The 17,962-nt window shown below is 54.6% G+C and carries 18 protein-coding genes and 1 pseudogene; 6 read left to right on the forward strand and 13 right to left on the reverse strand.

Features of this window, described 5'->3' with window-relative positions; all coding sequences use genetic code 11:
- Window positions 1–212 precede the first annotated feature (212 nt).
- Window positions 213–821: an alpha/beta hydrolase family protein gene (locus LT40_RS07160; RefSeq protein ID WP_148308524.1), complete on the forward strand. Its 609-nt coding sequence runs from the start codon at window positions 213–215 to the stop codon at window positions 819–821.
- Between the two features lie 179 nt (window positions 822–1,000).
- Here the strand turns inward: LT40_RS07160 and LT40_RS07165 are convergent, their stop codons facing one another.
- On the reverse strand, window positions 1,001–1,966 hold the full coding sequence (locus LT40_RS07165) for an endonuclease (RefSeq protein ID WP_043188203.1): 966 nt from the start codon (window positions 1,964–1,966) through the stop codon (window positions 1,001–1,003).
- A 246-nt stretch (window positions 1,967–2,212) separates the two neighbouring features.
- Between LT40_RS07165 and LT40_RS07170 the strand changes: the two genes are divergently transcribed.
- Window positions 2,213–2,650, forward strand: coding sequence for a histone-like nucleoid-structuring protein, MvaT/MvaU family (locus LT40_RS07170; RefSeq protein ID WP_052393289.1), 438 nt, complete (start codon window positions 2,213–2,215; stop codon window positions 2,648–2,650).
- A gap of 186 nt (window positions 2,651–2,836) precedes the next feature.
- Here the strand turns inward: LT40_RS07170 and LT40_RS21670 are convergent, their stop codons facing one another.
- From LT40_RS21670 to LT40_RS07200, 9 genes and pseudogenes are all read right to left on the reverse strand, one after another.
- On the reverse strand, window positions 2,837–3,730 hold the full coding sequence (locus LT40_RS21670) for a hypothetical protein (RefSeq protein ID WP_158497437.1): 894 nt from the start codon (window positions 3,728–3,730) through the stop codon (window positions 2,837–2,839).
- A 572-nt stretch (window positions 3,731–4,302) separates the two neighbouring features.
- Window positions 4,303–4,839, reverse strand: a complete 537-nt coding sequence (locus tag LT40_RS07175) for a hypothetical protein (RefSeq protein WP_043188205.1) — start codon at window positions 4,837–4,839, stop codon at window positions 4,303–4,305.
- Window positions 4,826–6,964 (reverse strand): hypothetical protein, encoded by a 2,139-nt coding sequence (locus LT40_RS07180; protein WP_043188208.1) that lies wholly within the window; start codon window positions 6,962–6,964, stop codon window positions 4,826–4,828. Before LT40_RS07180 ends, LT40_RS07175 begins: the two co-directional genes overlap by 14 nt.
- A 26-nt stretch (window positions 6,965–6,990) precedes the next feature.
- On the reverse strand, window positions 6,991–9,072 hold the full coding sequence (locus LT40_RS21140) for a hypothetical protein (protein ID WP_084139738.1): 2,082 nt from the start codon (window positions 9,070–9,072) through the stop codon (window positions 6,991–6,993).
- Between the two features lie 140 nt (window positions 9,073–9,212).
- Window positions 9,213–9,365 (reverse strand): annotated as a pseudogene (locus LT40_RS21145) (response regulator); the annotation flags it as partial.
- A 198-nt stretch (window positions 9,366–9,563) separates the two neighbouring features.
- Window positions 9,564–10,895 carry a deoxyguanosinetriphosphate triphosphohydrolase gene (locus tag LT40_RS07185; RefSeq protein ID WP_043188211.1) on the reverse strand — a complete coding sequence of 444 codons (1,332 nt, stop codon included), beginning with the start codon at window positions 10,893–10,895 and terminating at the stop codon, window positions 9,564–9,566.
- Window positions 10,896–11,070: 175 nt separating this feature from the next.
- The gene (locus LT40_RS07190) at window positions 11,071–11,442 is read right to left on the reverse strand and encodes a hypothetical protein (RefSeq protein ID WP_043188215.1); all 372 of its coding nucleotides are present in this window, start codon (window positions 11,440–11,442) and stop codon (window positions 11,071–11,073) included.
- The gene (locus tag LT40_RS07195) at window positions 11,439–11,828 is read right to left on the reverse strand and encodes a phage holin family protein (protein ID WP_043188218.1); all 390 of its coding nucleotides are present in this window, start codon (window positions 11,826–11,828) and stop codon (window positions 11,439–11,441) included. The genes LT40_RS07190 and LT40_RS07195 overlap by 4 nt, the downstream gene beginning before the upstream one ends.
- A gap of 1 nt (window position 11,829) precedes the next feature.
- Window positions 11,830–12,144, reverse strand: a complete 315-nt coding sequence (locus tag LT40_RS07200; RefSeq protein WP_043188220.1) for an ElaB/YgaM/YqjD family protein — start codon at window positions 12,142–12,144, stop codon at window positions 11,830–11,832.
- A 179-nt stretch (window positions 12,145–12,323) separates the two neighbouring features.
- Between LT40_RS07200 and LT40_RS07205 the strand changes: the two genes are divergently transcribed.
- Window positions 12,324–12,638, forward strand: coding sequence for a hypothetical protein (locus tag LT40_RS07205; protein WP_043188222.1), 315 nt, complete (start codon window positions 12,324–12,326; stop codon window positions 12,636–12,638).
- Between the two features lie 55 nt (window positions 12,639–12,693).
- Window positions 12,694–13,584, forward strand: a complete 891-nt coding sequence (locus tag LT40_RS07210; RefSeq protein WP_043188225.1) for a pseudouridine synthase — start codon at window positions 12,694–12,696, stop codon at window positions 13,582–13,584.
- Between the two features lie 55 nt (window positions 13,585–13,639).
- Here LT40_RS07210 and LT40_RS07215 read toward each other — a convergent pair whose 3' ends face one another.
- On the reverse strand, window positions 13,640–13,861 hold the full coding sequence (locus LT40_RS07215) for a YgdI/YgdR family lipoprotein (protein ID WP_043188230.1): 222 nt from the start codon (window positions 13,859–13,861) through the stop codon (window positions 13,640–13,642).
- Window positions 13,862–13,974: 113 nt separating this feature from the next.
- Window positions 13,975–14,559 carry a molybdenum cofactor guanylyltransferase MobA gene (gene mobA, locus LT40_RS07220; RefSeq protein ID WP_043188234.1) on the reverse strand — a complete coding sequence of 195 codons (585 nt, stop codon included), beginning with the start codon at window positions 14,557–14,559 and terminating at the stop codon, window positions 13,975–13,977.
- Between the two features lie 72 nt (window positions 14,560–14,631).
- Between mobA and moaB the strand changes: the two genes are divergently transcribed.
- Window positions 14,632–15,171 carry a molybdenum cofactor biosynthesis protein B gene (moaB, locus tag LT40_RS07225; RefSeq protein ID WP_043188237.1) on the forward strand — a complete coding sequence of 180 codons (540 nt, stop codon included), beginning with the start codon at window positions 14,632–14,634 and terminating at the stop codon, window positions 15,169–15,171.
- Window positions 15,164–16,378 (forward strand): molybdopterin molybdotransferase MoeA, encoded by a 1,215-nt coding sequence (locus LT40_RS07230; protein WP_052393291.1) that lies wholly within the window; start codon window positions 15,164–15,166, stop codon window positions 16,376–16,378. The genes moaB and LT40_RS07230 overlap by 8 nt, the downstream gene beginning before the upstream one ends.
- Here LT40_RS07230 and LT40_RS07235 read toward each other — a convergent pair.
- Window positions 16,375–17,844: a mannose-1-phosphate guanylyltransferase/mannose-6-phosphate isomerase gene (locus tag LT40_RS07235; RefSeq protein ID WP_043188241.1), complete on the reverse strand. Its 1,470-nt coding sequence runs from the start codon at window positions 17,842–17,844 to the stop codon at window positions 16,375–16,377. The two genes, LT40_RS07230 and LT40_RS07235, sit on opposite strands and share 4 nt — an antisense overlap.
- Window positions 17,845–17,962 lie beyond the last annotated feature (118 nt).

Here is a 17,962-nt window from a genome sequence, read left to right on the forward strand (position 1 = left end):
TCCTAATCATCTACGCATGGGCTGATTTTGAACGGATTAGTCGCGGTAGGTAAGAGGCGGATACGGAACCAAACAGCTTTCAAATCCAACGCAGGAATTCCCATAGTCATACGCAATCAAAGGGGGGTTGTACAGGTCGAAAGGATTCGATATGTCTAGCCTCGCAGAATACCGCCGACTCGAACAGTAAATTGCCGAGCAGCGTTCCAAGCTTGAAAAGCTTCAAGGGGACGAAGGATGGCGTTCCATTTGAAGATACCCAATATCCAGTTGAGTCGATTGCCGAGCTCTCAAGGCAAGGGATTCCTGACCTCGTGGCATTACTTTCATCACCCAATCCCACTATTTCAGCGCTTTCGATTCTATCGGCTCAGCTTGATGGGGCCGTTTTGATGGGGCACTCTCAAGCAGGTGCATTCCCACTGGGCACGGCACTGCTCAAGCCTGACATGGTGAGGGCGATGATGTTGATCGAACCCGGAAGCTGTTCACCAGACACTTGGACTGATGAGCAGATTGCTGTGTTTGCCAAAATTCCATTGCTGGTGGTTGATGGCGACCATCTTGACGCTCCTACCTACCTGCCAGTGGGAACACCTGGATGGCAAGCTCGGTTTGACGGATGCGAGCGTTTCATTGCCCGCGTGCGAAAAGCTAACGGGCAGGCGGATATGCTTCATCCCCCGAGACTAGGTATCCATGGGAACAGCCATATGATCATGCAGGATAAAAAAAATCTTCAAATCGCAGACTTGATCACTAAATGGCTGGATGCACAGACGAACGAAATGCTTCATAAGCAAACATCATTACTCAGATAACTGATCAGTGCCCCGGCTCTGACAACGCTTATTGCGCGAATGAACGAGGTTCTGGTCGGTATTCTCGAGGAGCAAACTGCAGAGCTCAATGAGCTCAGTCAGTTTCTGTCAAAAAGCCAGTAGCGCAATCCAAGTTATCTACTTCAAAGAGTGCGAGCGCATGGCGGCCTCGCGCTCGTTTACCTGCAATTACCCGCTTTCCTAAATCCAGCTGCTTCAGCTTCTGCCTCTGAGCCAAACTTCATCTGGTTTTTAGCCGCCACTTTATCGTAGCTAGGACACCCAGTCGGGAGGTGATACACGTGGCTATTTGTGTTTCCAATGATTACCCCTGCCGAGGCAGTACTGATAACCTGGGGAGCTGGCAGAGATTTCGCTACCTTGGGTGGAATAGGACTCACGATCCCATCCGCAGCAGGCTTGTATCCCGGCGTCCATGAACGCTTGCCGGTTACAAACAGATTCTCATGGCCCATGATCGCTGCAATACGCTTGTTCCGTTCAGACTCCCAAGATGTCACTGGGAACTGTTTGTCCCAAGCCATGAGGAGCTGTTGCTGCTGCCTCGACATGCTCAGGTTGTACCGGTCGAACATGTAGAAGCTCGTCCGGGCGACAAGACCTTTCATCTCATCACGCGGTTCTGCTGCGCGCTGCTCGAAATCTACTTTGGTCTTACATTGGCCATACTGTGGAGCCACCCCTGGGGCCATGCCGTAGTTGAAATTGCTTCGGTCTCCGTTTACCTCGCCAACCGATGGATAGAGGTTGAACAGGTCAGCTTCCATAGCGCGAAATACCGGGTCGTCGTCGACGCAGTGTTTCCGGCCACCGTGCTGCCAGCACTGGCGTTGATGCCCGAACGTCCATGCTGGAACGATATGCTCCCACTCTGTACGCTCGGCACGTGTCTCCTGTTTTCTAGCCTGGAGGCCACAAGACTCTGCATCAATGCGACCTCCTGACTTACCTACCCATTTCCATTTGCAGCCGCAGTAGAGTTCGCCCATGTTGCTACTAGCTTGGTCGAGGTACACCTTCTGTTTAGCGACGACTTTGGCTTCAGTGAATGTGCTGGGCGGTATGGCTAAAGCGGGCGCAATCGCTGATAGGGAAAGGGCTAAGCAGAGCAGTATTCTTTTCATGACACATACGATGACAAAAATGAGTAGGCATTTTACGGGCACGCGCGTCGTTGCCAATGGCTAATGTTGTCTATCGCACCCATTCCGCAGGCGCCGACTCTGCCCCTGACGGTATGGCCGGATTTTGTGCCATTCAGAGCTGCCAAGCCTGAGTCGAGCGAAGACACTGGTAGCTTCGACGTTAGGCTGCAAAATTCGCATGGTGGGCGCACACCAATGCGCATAGCCAATTCGAAAGGAGCCCATATGTCTCGTCTCACAGAATACCGCCGGCTCGAACAGCAGAGCACCGAGCAGCGTTCCAGGCTCGATGAGCTTCGAAGTGATCCAACGGTTGAGAAAGAGATGGAGTTTGAGGGCAAACTGCATGAGCTGCTTTATCCGCATGGCAAGGGGCTGGATGACATGGTCGACCGGCTTGATCCTAGGTTCTCAAGGGTACAAGGAGGGCAAGTGGCGGTGCCTGCTAAACGCTCTAGGCAGGCTAGGAGGGTGAAAGTTTATCGCAATCCGCTGACAGGCGAGATCGTGGAGTCGAAGGGCGGAAACAATCGGCTTCTTGCTGCTTGGAAGGCGCAGTTTGGCCATGAGGAGCTTGAGTCCTGGGTGAAGTGGCTAAGCCAATTGATGCGGTTGAGAAGCGTTTGCCGATACCCTGTGGGCCAAGGGTTACGTCACCTGTAATATTCACCGGCCTCCGACCAGATGTTTTATCGAGTCCGAGGCTGTGAGCTCGATGGAGGAAGGCATACCCCATACTCGATCAATTCTAAGGTGCATGATACGTAGTATGTCGGGGCCTTTGTCGAACAGTTCAGCACCTCTCTGAGAGATATTATCTGCGCCACGGTTTATCAGCTTAATACTGAATCAACTGCCAGGCGCCGTCCTTTCAGCTGCATAGAGTCGCTCTTCTAAGCCGCGAATGTATTCGCGAAGAAGCTTGAGCTCTCCAGCTACCTGCTCCTCCGAACTAAATTTTTGCCGGAACAACAGGTCTTCAAGTGTATTCTTGGTTTGTTCTAGATCATCTTTGATCGTTTGGAACGATTCATGTGAGTCAGGGGTCGTCAGCAATTTGTATTGCTCGTCGACATACGTCCAAATAGATTTTGGTCGTAAATGACCGGTTTTCGCTATTACAGTCCGAGCAACGGATTCTTTAAGCGATGATGAGAGTTCTCCCATGAGTTCGGGGTTCTTTCTGAATCGCAGCAGTAGCTCAGATTTGACCTCTCGGCTTACAAATCTATGACGAAACATAGATAAACAGACCTTCCTATCACTAAGGCCTGCATCGTCACATAGCCTGTCAAATTCTTTGGTTAAAGATGCTTTGTTTAATGGCGAACCATTTTTTCCTAAAAGTGTGGCGCTGGTTCGCAGAGTTGATCTGTTGATGGTAGTTATGTGACTGACAAACTCTGCCCTATCATCGAAGTAGGATTGTAGGCTTATTGCTAAGCCCATGTTTATCTTTAGTCTACGTATTGCTTTGGATGCTCTAGTCTTTTTTGTGGGTAAGCAAACAGTGAGGGTAGATATGATATTGGAGTTCTCATCGATCGGCATTTCCTGCAGCTCTTCTGGGCGCAGACCGAAGTTTGTCATCATGTTTATAGTAAACATTCTTCTGCTATATAGGTACTTGAGAGTATTTATTATGTGTAGATTTAACCGCTTGCCGGGCGTCTCTCTGGAAATAGCTTTATGATAGCGTTGGTAAACAACGGTGCGTAATTTTGCTATATGTTTTTCAGGCATCGGGAACTTATCATTAATTGCGGTTGTTGGTTGAACAAGATCTGCGTGCCATAGATATAATGTGTTATGGTATGTATGCCGCCACTCTATAGTTAGTCGAGGTTGTTCGATAGAAGTCCCTATTATGGGAAGGTGGTCGTGGGGGGGGTGATTTTGCTGAACCCATAGCAAAAACCTTAGACATGTATGCTGGATAGACAAGACTTGCGAGCCGGCGCGGGCACGAGTAGGAATTTGAGATCTACCCACCTTTAATTCATTCTGCAAATCGTTTTTAAAAATTGTAAAGTATGAGTCGCTGAATTCGTAAAATGAGATATTTCGTGTAAAGCAGAAGCGAATAAAATGGGTGATCAAGACTGCGTTGGTCTTGGCTGACTCTTTCCCGGTTGAGGTGGAAGCTATTTCCATAAGCCATAAATTTACTAAATGACAGGGCGTACCATTTGGCCAGTACATTAGCGGGAGTAGTCTATAGTTCGCGTAGGTTACATAGTGGTGTTGAGTGCGTGTAAGGGGTGATGCTCCGCTGGGCAGTTTCTTATCGGTAAGTAGTCTATATAACTGCGCCATTACTGTTTCCCTCCCTGAATAACCTGCAAGGCCGCACCCTCACGCGCTCCATGGGATGTGATATGGGAATATTTAGCATGACTGATAGAGATGAAATTATTGATTTTAGCTTGAAAGAGATTTGGTAGTGACGGTTCTCTCACCAGAGCTCTCAGGAATTCATACGCCTCTATATAAGCCATACTGCATAAATGTGCCTCGAGCAAAGCCAAGTTTTCAAGGTTTTCTAAATTCTTTTCCCCCTCAATAAGCCTCTGTTTTACTAAGGTTTCTTGATGCGCTTGGGTACGAAGCTCCTTGATATACTCCCAAGTATTAGCATGGTGATGAGGTGTCGCAATGCTTCTGTTTTTGACTGCGTATGCCTTTATTGTATTGTAGGCTTTCTGCGTAAACAGCCCTTTAATTTCTGCCGCCAGAAAACCCCGCAGATCGGAAAGGGCGGCTATATCCGTCTCGGTAGCTAAGATCTCATGCAGTATTATTTTACGAAGCCAGTCTATTCGGGCTTCAATATTTTGCTCAGTCGAATTCATTATCACGTGCTCCTTCAAATTTTATTGCGAATTCCATGGTTGTCAGAACACCATCTGTACCAGATATTTCAACTGTATATACGGTGCTTTTATATTTCCCGGCCTGTTGCAAGTGGTTGATAAACTTAATGAAGTTATCATGGCTCAAAGCTTGAATGGAATGTGTGTTGAAGTGAGTACAAATGTGACTATACAATGCAGCAAGGCCATCGTGACCCTCCGAGGGGATATGACCAAGTTCCAACGCGAGGAGTCTGTCACTAACGCACTGGCTTTCGTATTTTACGCTCTCGGGGTCGTCATGGGAAAAAGATGTGTACGCATCTATGTGCCCTTCGTGAATATGGCCTGCTCCATAGCCTAGCGTACGCCGGAGCGCGCCGTCATGGTGCTTGTACATCACAAGCAAGAAGAACTTACGCATTTGATGAATACGAATTTTCGAAGGCCGGCCATCCGCACCTGTTGGTAGAGCTATTAGTTCACAGAATGTATCGATGGCGGCATTCAACGTCTCACCAAGAACTTTGCCTGTTGGGGCTGAAAGGTATCGTTTTGGAATATAGAATAAACGGTCAATGACGGGGCCGTTTTTATCTCCGTATATTGCTCTAAGCTTTGCGGACAAAACTTGCAATAACTGGATCGCTCGGGCTACTAAGGAAGGAATAGGTCGCCTGATTACCTGCCGTTGCCCCTGAACGCCACTCTTCTCCAATTCGTGGATTAATAGAGCTCCACCATTTTCAAACTCCCAATCAAGGCATTCGAGATTGACTCGGTGCAGTTCACCATCGCGAATAGGCTTGCACATGCCGATCAAAAGAGCGCAAGCACCGTAAAAAGCTTCGTGGAGAGTTTGGAAAGTTATCTCACCCTTGGGGGCCGGAGAGCGGCTATTGGCTGTGAATGACGTGACATTGTATCGAATAAACAATGGAACGCCGCCAAACTGCTCGTCGGAACACCATTCCAACCTTTTGCGTTGGAAGAAGTCTTTCATTGAAGAGCTACGCTTTGGTTTACTATATGAACCTAAATACGTAAATTCGTCGGCAAACGCACCTGCTGCTGTTACTATTTGTTCGCCATAACATATGATCATCTCGGCTGCTTTATTAATGGCGCCGAGACCAACCTCCATTGGAAGAAGCATTGTATGTCCATCGAGCCCGAGCGTGTCTAGATGCTTCTCTTTAAAAGCAGAGTCTGAAATGTATGGGAGGTCACTCACCAGGTTATGTGCAGACATTAAGATTCGGATTTCTTTTTGATGCGTATACATCGTTTTCCTGACAATCGTAGATAAGGGGCCGATGCGGCGTTTATCTTTATGTATCAGGTTAACTGCTTCTGGAGAAGAGAGTTTATACTGGATATCGAACTGATTGAGAACATTTGCTATAATAGGATATCGATCGAATAGCTGCGATGAGCAGCCCAGCATTTTCTCCAGGTATTTACGAGATACTACTTTGCACTTTAGCCTTTTGGCGTGAATATAAGCTCCTTGCTTATGCAGCCAACATGCAGAGCTTTGAATAAAACCCTCATTCAAGCAGTTCTTGTTGGCAATAATTTCTGACAGTGGCAACGAGGTTAATGTTTTTTCGTGAAGTATCGCCAGAAATCTGTCTTCTAGCTTTAGTGTGTTTGCAATTCCCCCATTGGCAAACTCGTGAAAGTAAGCTTTGAGGTGATCATCGGTGAGTAGCTTAAATCCAAATTGTTGAGTCTGGAAAACCTCAGTGTGAAGCACCATCCACCTTGCTAGATTTACAGAGGTGTCAACGACTCTTAACCATTGTTTGTGCCAGCCGTGAAAGTGTTGAAGGTTGCCCATCCGCAAGTGGAATACTGCTTTTTGAATTGGCTCTAATAATAGTGAATTTTGAGCATCGGTTAATAAGCTGCCGTCTGGCAGGTAGTCGTCGAACTTTATAGTGAACACCGAACCTAATTCGTAGTCATCTATGACAAGCCACTGCTCGCTCCCGATGCCGCCGGCTTTTAACCAGTCAGCCTCATACTGGTCGTTCTGAACATGAATGAGTTTCCTCGCCTTATTAACTAAATTTTCGACTTGCACCTCTTCGCTGATGTGACGCGAATTTCGTCTGCGCATCTATAGTCTCCTGATCAGCTGTGCTTTTATCGGGCCAGCTGCACATTAACAAATAGTGAGTTATAGTATTCGATTTCGCCAAGCGCGATCTGGTGTGCTTCTTTCAATTCATCCCAGTCGCCGCCACAGAAGCTGTGAGAAATTTGAAAGTCAGATTCACTAGCGTTGTCTATGTCAAGTTCGGCTGCCAATCTAGAGAGACGTGCGATGTTACATACGGCTTGATGACTAAGCTGAGTCTCTGGATGGATCTTCAGCTGTTCTTCTGATGGCATATTGGCAACTTGAGATTCATAGGCATACAATGCAGCTAGTATCTCACTGTTTATGTGAAAGTGAAGATCACCGCTTTTCGGGGGTAGAACGGTAGAAAGGTTGTTAGCATTCGACAGTCGACGGCGAGCAACAACAGCAAATGGATCATTCCCAATAGCCTCAGAAAGAACTCTCACGATAAAGCGGTGGAGTTGTTCCGGGGTTGTAAAATCTGTTGCGGCCAGAGCCCATGGATGTCCATGCGTGGCGACTACAATAGCTTTCTGTGCCAGGATGCGTAGAGTTCTGTTAGCAAAGCGATTAACCAGCCACTTGGGAATATAGTTAGACTCTGTTACTGCAATGCTATTTCCTAAAACGAGGGAAGTCACCGCGAGACTACCTGTTCGCAGGAATGTGATGATTCCCTGCGTTGCTCTGAGCACTCTGGGTGATAAATCGAGTTCACCTCTGATGGAAGTGAGATCGCCAGCAAGTCGAGTCTTGAGTGAATTTTTGTCTTCGTTGTTGTTGCTTATCTGGCTAGCCCTGCTTGCAGGCCCCCGTGACGAAAAATAGATGAATAGCCGCGTCCAGTCCGAACGTTTATCGCTCTTTAGAAGCTGTCTGACGTTTGCGGTGCATTCAATTACCTTTGCAAGAATATCCCTACTTATTTTGTTCAAGTACGCGACCTTTCGACTCCCTGCCCTAGGTTTTGAAACCGAGAATCTCACTAATCCTTCTTCAGTATCCACCTGGACATAGCAATCACCGTTTTCCATATACAGATCTGCTACAGCGATGGACTCAGGGGTGAAGACAGGATTGTTAATGACAAGTACGGCTATCGCTGCGTTGCAATCTACTACACTTAATAACCCAATCAGCCGGCTTGCGTATTCGTTTGAAACTTTAGCTTTCATATATTTACGGGGACAAATCGCTTTCAGCGCCTGGAATAGCTTATTCACTCTCCCAAGACCTAAGCCGGCTGAAGTTCTAAAAAACTCAGTTGCGCTAATTGCTGTAATCAGGCCTTTCTCAAATTTGTGCTTCAGTAGGGTCAAGAGCCACGGGATGACTAGTCGACGCGGCGACGAAGGCGCGCAGACGTGGATGCCGTCAGCAGTAATTCCGTTTGCTTCAATTATTTGGTCACGGCCGAGCGCTGGAACAGAGTCCATCAGAGCTTTGCCGATACTATGCGTTGTCAGCATTTCTTCCCAATAACCGTTTAAAGCATTGGATACAAGTGCAACACTAGTTTCAAGCTCCTGTTTGAATTGCGTTAAATACAAGTCATCCGGTTTGTCGAGATCCAGCTCAACCAGAAACTTTTTTGGCAATATTTCTTCAATCGCTGTAACTAGTGGGATTTTTTCACATTGATAGCCGAGAGGGGGAGAGGAGTTTTCATCAGTCCGAGAATTGCTTTTGGCATTTGGAATCCTTACTGCACGAGGGATTACTCCCATTCGTGAAAGTTCTTTGATTATTTGCGCGGCGGAATTCCAGTACGTCACCCGTGATTGGAGTTTTAGTTTTTTCGCTTGGATGGTTTTTTCAAAAAGTGTAACAATAATATTTTGCCAGCCGGGGACGTTGTTGTGCGCCGGCCATTTAGATGTATTTAGTTTTTCGAGAATCGTGCTTAGGCCTTTGAAGCATGCGTTGTAACTGTTTTTCGAGAGTCTTGAACACACCGCTATGGTGCTGTCAGCGAGCACCTGCAACTGAGGAGGGGTGAATTTTCCATAATGAGTGCAAGCGTAAGTCTGCGAGCCTTTTACCGCTAAGTCGGACTGCCACTCGAAAGTCAGGACTTTGTCTGTGATTCGACACGTTAGCATGCTGAAACGTCCTGTGAGTGGAATGCTCTGAAGGCTAGCTCACTGACTCGAGGTGTCAAATCTAGGTGTCAAAATAAATGCTATCCTTCTGATATACATACATAAAATCCAGTAATCCAGAACGCTGTCTAGAAAATATCAATGAGCAAGTCAGGTTGGCACTCGCGCACCATCTGCATGGCATCCACGCCATTGTCGCTTTCTCCGACAACGCAGTAGCCTTCGTTTTCCAGAATCATTCTGACAGCAAGCCGAATGACAGGGTGATCATCGATAATGAATACATTACGCATGCAGCCTCTCCTGAACGATTCAGTAAAAGCGCGCACCTTAGCCCAGTTGCTTCGAAGGTCATACGAAAGGACATGGCAAAGTGTGATTCTAGGAAACTTCCTACACATTTAAGCGTAACGGAATACAAAAGAATACAAAGATAGTTTGATTCAAAAGAGTCAACTATCGTTTGTATTCGTTTGTTTCACCGCTTCAGGCTAGAACGAGTTGGAACGCCCGGTCATTTCTCCGGCCATTTCGGCGGCATAGCTGTCGGTCATGCCCGCGATGAAATCGATCATGCGCAGGAACGACTTGTGCAGTGGCCAGTCTGCCTGCGGCGCGTTGTGCCCCAGCAGGTCGAGAATGCGCTGGTGCTTGAACGACAACTTGCCGGTGGTGTGCTGCTCCAGCGCTGCGCCGCAGAAGGCATTGAGCAGGACTTCGAGGGTGGTGTAGGCGCCGATCTCGTGCAGTGTCTTGCGCTTGTCCTGGAAGATCTTCTTGCGCGCCATGTCCTTGGCATCGAGCACGCAGCGCTTGGCCGGACCGTGCATGTGCTCGACCAGATCGCCCGTCAGCTGGCCGGCCAACAACGCCTGCTGTTGTTCGACGAAGGCACGCGCCGCGGCATTGGTCAGGTGCTCGATGGCCTTGCCGCGCAGGATCGCCAGCTTGCGCCGCCGCGAGTCCAGCGGACCCAGCTGGCGATAGGTGTCGGGAATGTCGTCGCCCACCAGGTCGAGCAGCAACGCTTCGACCTCGGCATAGTCGAGCAACTCCATCTCCAGGCCGTCTTCGAGGTCGATCAGGCCATAGCAGATGTCGTCGGCCGCCTCCATCAGGTACACCAACGGGTGCCGGGCCCAGCGCTGTTCTTCGAGCAGCGGCAGGCCCAGCTTGCCGGCGATCTGCTCGAGCAATGGCAGCTCACTCTGGTAGCAGCCGAACTTATGCTTCTTGTAGCCCAGGGCGTCGGCATGGCGCGCGGTCCAGGGGTACTTGAGGTAGGTGCCCAATGTGGCATAGGTCAGCCGCGTACCACCGTCGAACTGGTGGTACTCCAGTTGCGTGAGCACCCGAAAGCCCTGGGCGTTGCCTTCGAAATTGAGAAAGTCGTCGCGTTCCACTTCGCTCATCGCGTCCAGCCAGCCACGGCCTGCAGCCTGGCGGAACCAGTGGCGAATGGCGTCTTCACCCGAATGGCCGAACGGCGGATTGCCGATGTCGTGTGCCAGGCAGGCCGATTGCACCACCATGCCCAGGTCGCTGGGTTCGCACCACTGCGGCAGCTGTTCACGCAAGGTTTCACCCACACGCATGCCCAGGGAGCGGCCAACGCAGCTGACTTCCAGCGAGTGTGTCAGGCGCGTGTGGATATGGTCGTTGCTCGACACCGGATGGACCTGGGTCTTGCGCCCCAACCGGCGGAAGGCGCCGGAAAAGATGATGCGGTCGTGATCCTTGTGGAACGGGCTGCGGCCCAGTTCTTCAGGGCTGTGCAGGGGCTTGCCCAAGCGTTCGCGTGTAAGCAGTGTATGCCAATCCAAGGCGATTCCTCCGGGACCCGATCTAGCCTGCAGTGTCGGCTTGCGTACGCCGGCTGGCAAGGCTGGCATTGGGCCGTGAATGTGTGGGGCGTACTTCTGAAAGCACAAATTCGGCGCAAAAAAAAGCAATCCGTACACAGCGAAAGCTGCGTCCGGATTGCCTTTTGTTGCAGCATTAGCGTCGGCGCGACGAGCCCTGCATGGCCAGCTTGATCAGTGGCAACAAGGTTGCCCCGACTTTCGCCAACCGTGAGAGACGCCCGGGGCCGCGCACCGGCACAACCACCGGAGCCCGTACGCTGTTGCCAGCGCCGCGCCCGGTGAGGAAGCCCATCAGCGTAACCCCGGCAATGCCCCACAGCGAGGCATGCTTGATGCCCATGCCGGTCTGTACCGATTGGCCCAACCCACGCAGACGGTTGAGCGGGTTGACCAATTGCCGGGACTCATGCCGCAGCTCCTGACGATGCATTTCCATGCGCAGGCGAATCAACGACTTGCGCATTTCGCGCCGCGATTGCGCGCTGGTGGGTTCGTTTCGGCTCATGGCAGCAGGCGCTCCCTGTCGTTGGCCAATTCTTCCAGTGTTCCACTGAATGGCGAGGACTCATCGAACACGGCCGCCTTGAGGCGGAATGCGCAGAAGATCCCTGCCAATACGTAGAACACCGCCAGGCCGACCATGCCGGCCATGCGGTAGTTGTCCCACAGCAGAATCAGGATGAGCCCGGACAACGCGACCAATGCCAGCAACGCGAATACCAGGGCCAGCCCGGCAAAAAGCAACAGGCTGACGGTTCGAGATTTCTGCTCCTGCAACTCGATGCCGAACAGTTCGACATGACTGCGTAGCAGGCCGAGCATGGCAGCACCCAGGCGCCGAGACGTGGAGCCGGTGCTGGTGTCTGTGGTATCCGAGTCGAGGAGGGACATATCAGTGCCTTGTAGCCAACAGGCCCAGAAGGAAGCCTACACCCGCGGCGATGCCGACGGACTGCCAAGGGTTTTCCTGTACGTAGCCTTCAGCCGCTACCACGGCTTCCTGGCCGCGCTCGGCAGCGGTCTCCTTGGTCTGCTGCAGGGATTCGCGAGCCTTGAGCAGGCTTTCGTTGATCTGCGCACGCAGTTCTTCAGCTTGAGTACCGGCGATGCTGGCCGTGTGCTCGAGCAATTTTTCGGTGTCGCGGACCAGGGTCTGAAAATCCGCTTTGAGAACTTCTTGAGCTGCTTTGGTGGTCGGGGTGGCCATGTTGATCTCCATATGGGTGGCGTCTGGATGTTTCGAGTAGGGGTGATCCCGAAGGTTCAGTGCCATTACGCAGTGTCATCCTCTGTATAGCTCATTATTCCGGGCTCGGGTGCGATTGACGGGCCGCCGCGGCCTGTTTATGCTGTATAAAGATACAGTATATGGATAACGTCTCACCCATGCTCAACGTCGAACAACTCAAGTACAGCGTCAACCGCATGGCCCCGGACGTAGTGCGCGAGGCCGTGCTTGAACTGCGTCTCGATGGCCTGGTGACTGAAGGCAAGACGCCGTTCAGCAAGCTGCACTTCAACACCTGCTTTGCCGAAGTCGAAGCGTTGTTCCAGCGCGCCGGCTATCACCGTCCACTGGATGTCGTGGGCTACAAGGGTCTGCTGTACGCCCTGTACGATCCCACTCGCTGGGAAGCGGTGGACGTCTTGCGCTGGCTCAAGGAGTTCACCGAGGCTGCCGAGGCCGTCCACGCGCAATGACAGCCGTGTCGTGGTGGGCGATAATCGCGGCCTGAAACGACCGTGGAATCAAGGCATGTCTGCACCCAAGTTCGACCCCGCTGCTCATCAGGCCAGTACCCTGTGCTTGCCCCCTGGCAATTGGGCGACCGTACTGGACTGCCTCTGCGAGCATTTCCAGGCCATCGACCGTGCTCAATGGTTGAGCCGCATGGCCAGGGACCGGGTGCTGGATGCCGAGGGCGTACCCATCGGGCCAGCCCATGCCTACCGGCAGGGTTTGCGCATCCACTATTTCCGCGAAGTGCCGAACGAACGACCCATTGCCGCTCAAGAGCAGGTCTTGTACGCCGACGAGCATCTGGTGGTCGCCGACAAGCCGCATTTCCTGCCGGTAACCCCCACCGGCGAATACGTCGAGCACACGCTGTTGCGCCGCCTGATCCGCCGGTTGGACAATCCTCACCTGGTGCCGCTGCACCGTATCGATCGGCACACCGCCGGCCTGGTGCTGTTCTCGGCCAATCCGCAGACACGCAGTGCGTACCAGCAGTTGTTCCCCACTCGCCAGATCGAAAAGCGCTACGAGGCCATCGCCCCTGCGCTGCCCACGCTGACCTTTCCACTGGTACATCGAAGCCGCCTGGAACATGGCGAGCCGTTTTTCCGCATGCGCGAAGCGCCAGGGCAGGGCAACAGCGAGACCCGAGTCGAAGTCGCTGAAAAAGGCGAGCACCTGTGGCGCTACCTGCTCAATCCGGTCACCGGCAAGACCCATCAGCTGCGGGTGCACATGACCGCGCTGGGCGCGAGCATCTGCAACGATCCCTTCTACCCGCAGTTGAACAACACCGAAGTGGACGACTATGCCCGTCCACTGCAACTGCTGGCCCGCTCGCTGCAGTTCCATGATCCGCTCGACGGGCGTTCGCGCTGCTTCGAAACGCAGTTGAAGCTGAACTTCTAGAACGAAAAAGCCCGCCGAATGGCGGGCTTTGACGTGCAACCGAAACTCTGCGGAATCAGAGCTCCTTGACGGTACGCACCTGGTCCTTGTTGACGCGGGTGGTCTTGCCGTCCAGCTGCTCGAATTCGTAGAAACCAGCGTCTTCGTCGTAGGAGGGGGTGTCTACTGCCTGGATTTCACGACCGTCATTCAGCGTGATCACGGTAGGCGATGCGCAACCGGCAAGCGATGCCAAGCCCAGCGCGAGCATGAAAGCGGGAAGGATCCGGTGAGTCATTGTGTTTCTCCACAAAACAAAAAAGGGTGCTGGCGTATACGGGGGTGAGACGCTCCCAGTGCCAGCAAAGTTCCGTTGGTCCGACCTCTACAGTCTAGCGCCTGTGCGCCCTGTCAGCGACCCAGTAGTTGGGGCGTATTGAGGTTGGCCAGGCGCGGGTCGTCTTCGGCGCACTGGAGCGCCTGCGCACCCATGGCCAACAGGACCCGGCGCGGGCTGCGTTCACCCGCCTGCCAGGCCTGACGCACCAACGGCAGGTGTACCGTCGGCACGATGCACAGCAAAGGCTCCCAGAAATCGCCCTGACGCAGCATCAGCGGCTGGTTCGGATGCGCCTGCTGAGTGTGGCGCATGGCGTTGAGCAGCGCTTCGTCCACGCCGGGCACATCGCAGGGCAATACCAACAGCAACGGGTGGCGAGCCGCTTCCAGGCCAGCCATCATCCCGGCCAGCGGCCCGGGGAAGTCGCTGTCGTCGTCATGGACCAGGCGGTCGGCAAAGGTCGCATAACGCGGGTAGTTGCGGTTGCACGAGATGATCAGGTCATCGGTCAGCGGGCGCACGCGTTGTTGCAAGTGCTGGATCAACGGCTGGCCGCGCCAGTCGATCAGGCCTTTGTCGCGGCCGCCCATGCGTTGCCCGCGACCGCCTGCCAGCAGCAGGATAGAGCAGGGTGGCAGGGTATCGACAGGGTTCATTCGGGCGCTCGGACAGTAGCTGGGGGCTGTGATATAACACCGCCCATTCCATCAGACAACCGGACCTCGCCAATGAAAGCCAAGGCAGATGTACCCTTCGTGCCCCTCAATATTGCCGTCTTGACGGTCAGCGACACCCGAACCGAGGAAACCGACACCTCTGGCCAGTTGTTCGTCGATCGCCTCGGCGCATCCGGCCACGGGCTCTATGCGCGTGTACTGCTCAAGGACGATCTGTACAAGATTCGCGCCCAGGTGGCGCAGTGGATCGCCGACGATCAATGCCAGGTGGTCCTGATCACCGGCGGCACCGGCTTCACCGGTCGCGACAGCACTCCGGAAGCAGTCGCCTGCCTGTTGGACAAGCAGGTCGATGGCTTCGGCGAGCTGTTCCGGCAGATATCCGTGGCCGACATTGGCACCTCGACCGTGCAGTCCCGCGCCCTGGCCGGGCTCGCCAATGGCACCCTGGTGTGCTGCCTGCCAGGCTCGACCAATGCCTGCCGCACTGGCTGGGACGGCATTCTTGCCGAGCAGCTGGACGTGCGTCACCGGCCCTGCAACTTCGTCGTGCACCTCAAGCAGGCCGAGCCCTGCGTCAGCCGTGGCTGAGTTGCCGGCGGCGCAGCCGCTGCTACCGGTCGAGCAGGCGCTGGCGCAACTGTTGGCCATGGCCGATGCCGCGCCCATTCGCGAGCGCGAGCAGATCGCCCTGGCCCAGGGCAGCGGTCGAGTGCTTGCCGACGACCTGATCGCCACCCTCGACCTGCCACCTTGGCCCAACAGCGCCATGGACGGCTACGCGCTGCGCCGAGACGACTGGCAGGGTAAACCGCTGCGCGTCAGCCAGCGTATCTTCGCCGGCGCCGTACCCGAGGCGCTGGAGCCCGGCACCTGCTCACGCATCTTCACCGGCGCACCGATGCCGGACGGCGCCGACTGCGTGGAAATGCAGGAAAACGCTCGCATCGAGGATGATGAGCGGGTGAGCTTCAACCAGACCTTGACGGTTGGCCAGAACATCCGTCCGCAAGGCCAGGAAACCCGTATCGGTGACCGCCTGCTGGCGGCGGGCAGTCGCCTTGGCGCAATCGAGCTGGGGTTGCTGGCGTCCATGGGGCACGCGTCCATCGATGTGGTGCGCCGGCCACGGGTGGCGGTACTGTCGACGGGCGATGAGTTGGTCGAACCGGGTCAGCCGCTGGGCCCTGGACAGATCTACAACAGCAATCGACAGGTGCTGTGCAGTGCCTTGAGCGGGTTGGGCTGCGAAGTGGTGGATGCCGGGATTCTGCCCGACGATCTGCAACAGACACGCCAGCGCCTGGCGGCGTTGGGTGATGTGGACCTGATTCTGTCCACAGGGGGCGTCTCGGTGGGCGAAGCCGATTTTCTCGGCATTGCCCTGCGCGAGGAGGGTCAGTTGGCCCTCTGGAAACTGGCGATCAAACCCGGCAAGCCGCTGACCTTCGGCCACTTTCGTGGCGCGCCGGTCATTGGCCTGCCGGGCAATCCCGCGTCTACGCTGGTGACCTTCACCTTGCTGGCACGGCCTTACCTGCTGCGCCGCCTGGGTGTGCGGGACGTGGCGCCGTTGCGCTTCCAGGTGCCGGCCGGCTTTGCCTGGCCGCGCGCCGGCACTCGCCGCGAGTACCTGCGCGGGCGCATCGAGCAGGGCCGGGCTGTGATCTATCCCAACCAGAGCTCCGGCGTGCTGCTCAGCGCAGCCTGGGCCCATGGACTGGTCGAGATCGGTGAAGGCTGCACCGTGGATGAAGGCGATCTGGTCACCTTCATCTCGTTCAGCGAGCTGTTCTAGACCTTGCTCTTGTCCGACTCCACGGCTGCCGGTGCGCGGCCGTAGATGTCGGTGAAGCGCACGATGTCGTCTTCGCCCAGGTATTCGCCGCTCTGCACTTCGATCATGACCAGGTCGATCACGCCGGAGTTGACCAGGCGGTGCACGTGGCCCTGCTTGATGAAGGTCGATTCGTTGGTGTCGAGCAGGAACTCGTTGTCACCGTTGGTGACCCGGGCCATGCCGCTGACCACGATCCAGTGCTCGCTGCGGTGGTGGTGCATCTGCAGCGACAGGGTGCCACCGGGCTTGACCACGATGCGCTTGATCTTGAAGCGCTTGCCTTCCTCGAGGATGGTGTAGGTGCCCCAGGGGCGGGTGACGGTGCGGTGCAGGCGGAAGGCATCGTGACCCTGGCGCTTGAGCTGCTGGGCGAGCAGCTTGACGTCCTGGGTGCGGCTGCCGTCGGCGATCAACAGCGCGTCCGGGGTGTCGATCACCACCAGGTTGTCCACGCCGACCGCGCCAACCAGGCGCCGTGGCGAGTCGATGTAGCAGTTGCTCACATCATGCAGCACGGTCTCGCCATTGCACTGGTTGCCCTGTGCGTCGGCCGGGGTCAGCTCGCGTACCGCCTGCCATGAACCGATGTCGCTCCAACCCATCTGGCACGGGATGACCGCAACCTTGTCGGAGCGCTCGAGCAACGCGTAGTCGATGGAAATATCCGGCGCCAGGGCGAAGGTGCTGCTGTCCAGCTCGACCTGCAGTTCACGGTTGCCCTGCTTGGTGTCGCTGACCTGCAGGCAGGTGGTGGCGGCCAGCAGCACGTCGGGTGCGTGTTTTTCCAGTTCGCGCAGCAGCACGTCGACACGCATGCAGAACATGCCGGCGTTCCACAGGTAATCACCGCTGTCCAGGTAAGCCTGGGCGGTGGCCTGATCGGGCTTCTCGCGGAACTGTGCAACCTGGTAGCTGCCGTCGCCCAGATCGGCGCCGCGTTCGATGTAGCCGAAACCGGTTTCCGGCGTCTGCGGCACCAGGCCGAAGGTCACCAGCCAACCCTCGTCGGCTTTCTTGCGTGCTGCGCTGACCGCTGCCTGGAAGGCGTCGATGTCGCGAATCAAGTGGTCGGCTGGCAGCACCAGCAGTTGCGCCGATGCACCGTAGTGCTTGGCGGCATGCAGGGCGGCGCTGGCGATGGCCGGTGCAGTGTTGCGCCCGGCAGGCTCGAGGATGAAGTCGAGCGAGGCCTCGCGATCGTTCAGTTGGCGGTAGTCGTCCAGCGTGCGGAAGAATACTTCGCGATTGGTCACGGTCAGGACCCGATCCACGCCCGGCAACTGGGAGGCGCGGGTGAAGGTTTTCTGCAGCAGGCTTTCACCGTCCGGCAGACGCATGAAGGGCTTGGGCATGGCTTCGCGCGACACGGGCCACAGGCGGGTGCCGGAGCCCCCGGCGATGATGCAGGGAATCAGAGTTGTCATAGGTCGAGCCTCGAATTGAAGAAGGCGGGCGGCGCTTGCGTATACGAGCGCACACGTCCAGCCAGGCTGGATGCATGAAAAAGTCGGTGAAAAAAAGGGCACAGCGCAGGATTCGTCG

The sequence above is a fragment of the Pseudomonas rhizosphaerae genome, assembly GCF_000761155.1.
Taxonomy (GTDB): Bacteria; Pseudomonadota; Gammaproteobacteria; order Pseudomonadales; family Pseudomonadaceae; genus Aquipseudomonas; species Aquipseudomonas rhizosphaerae.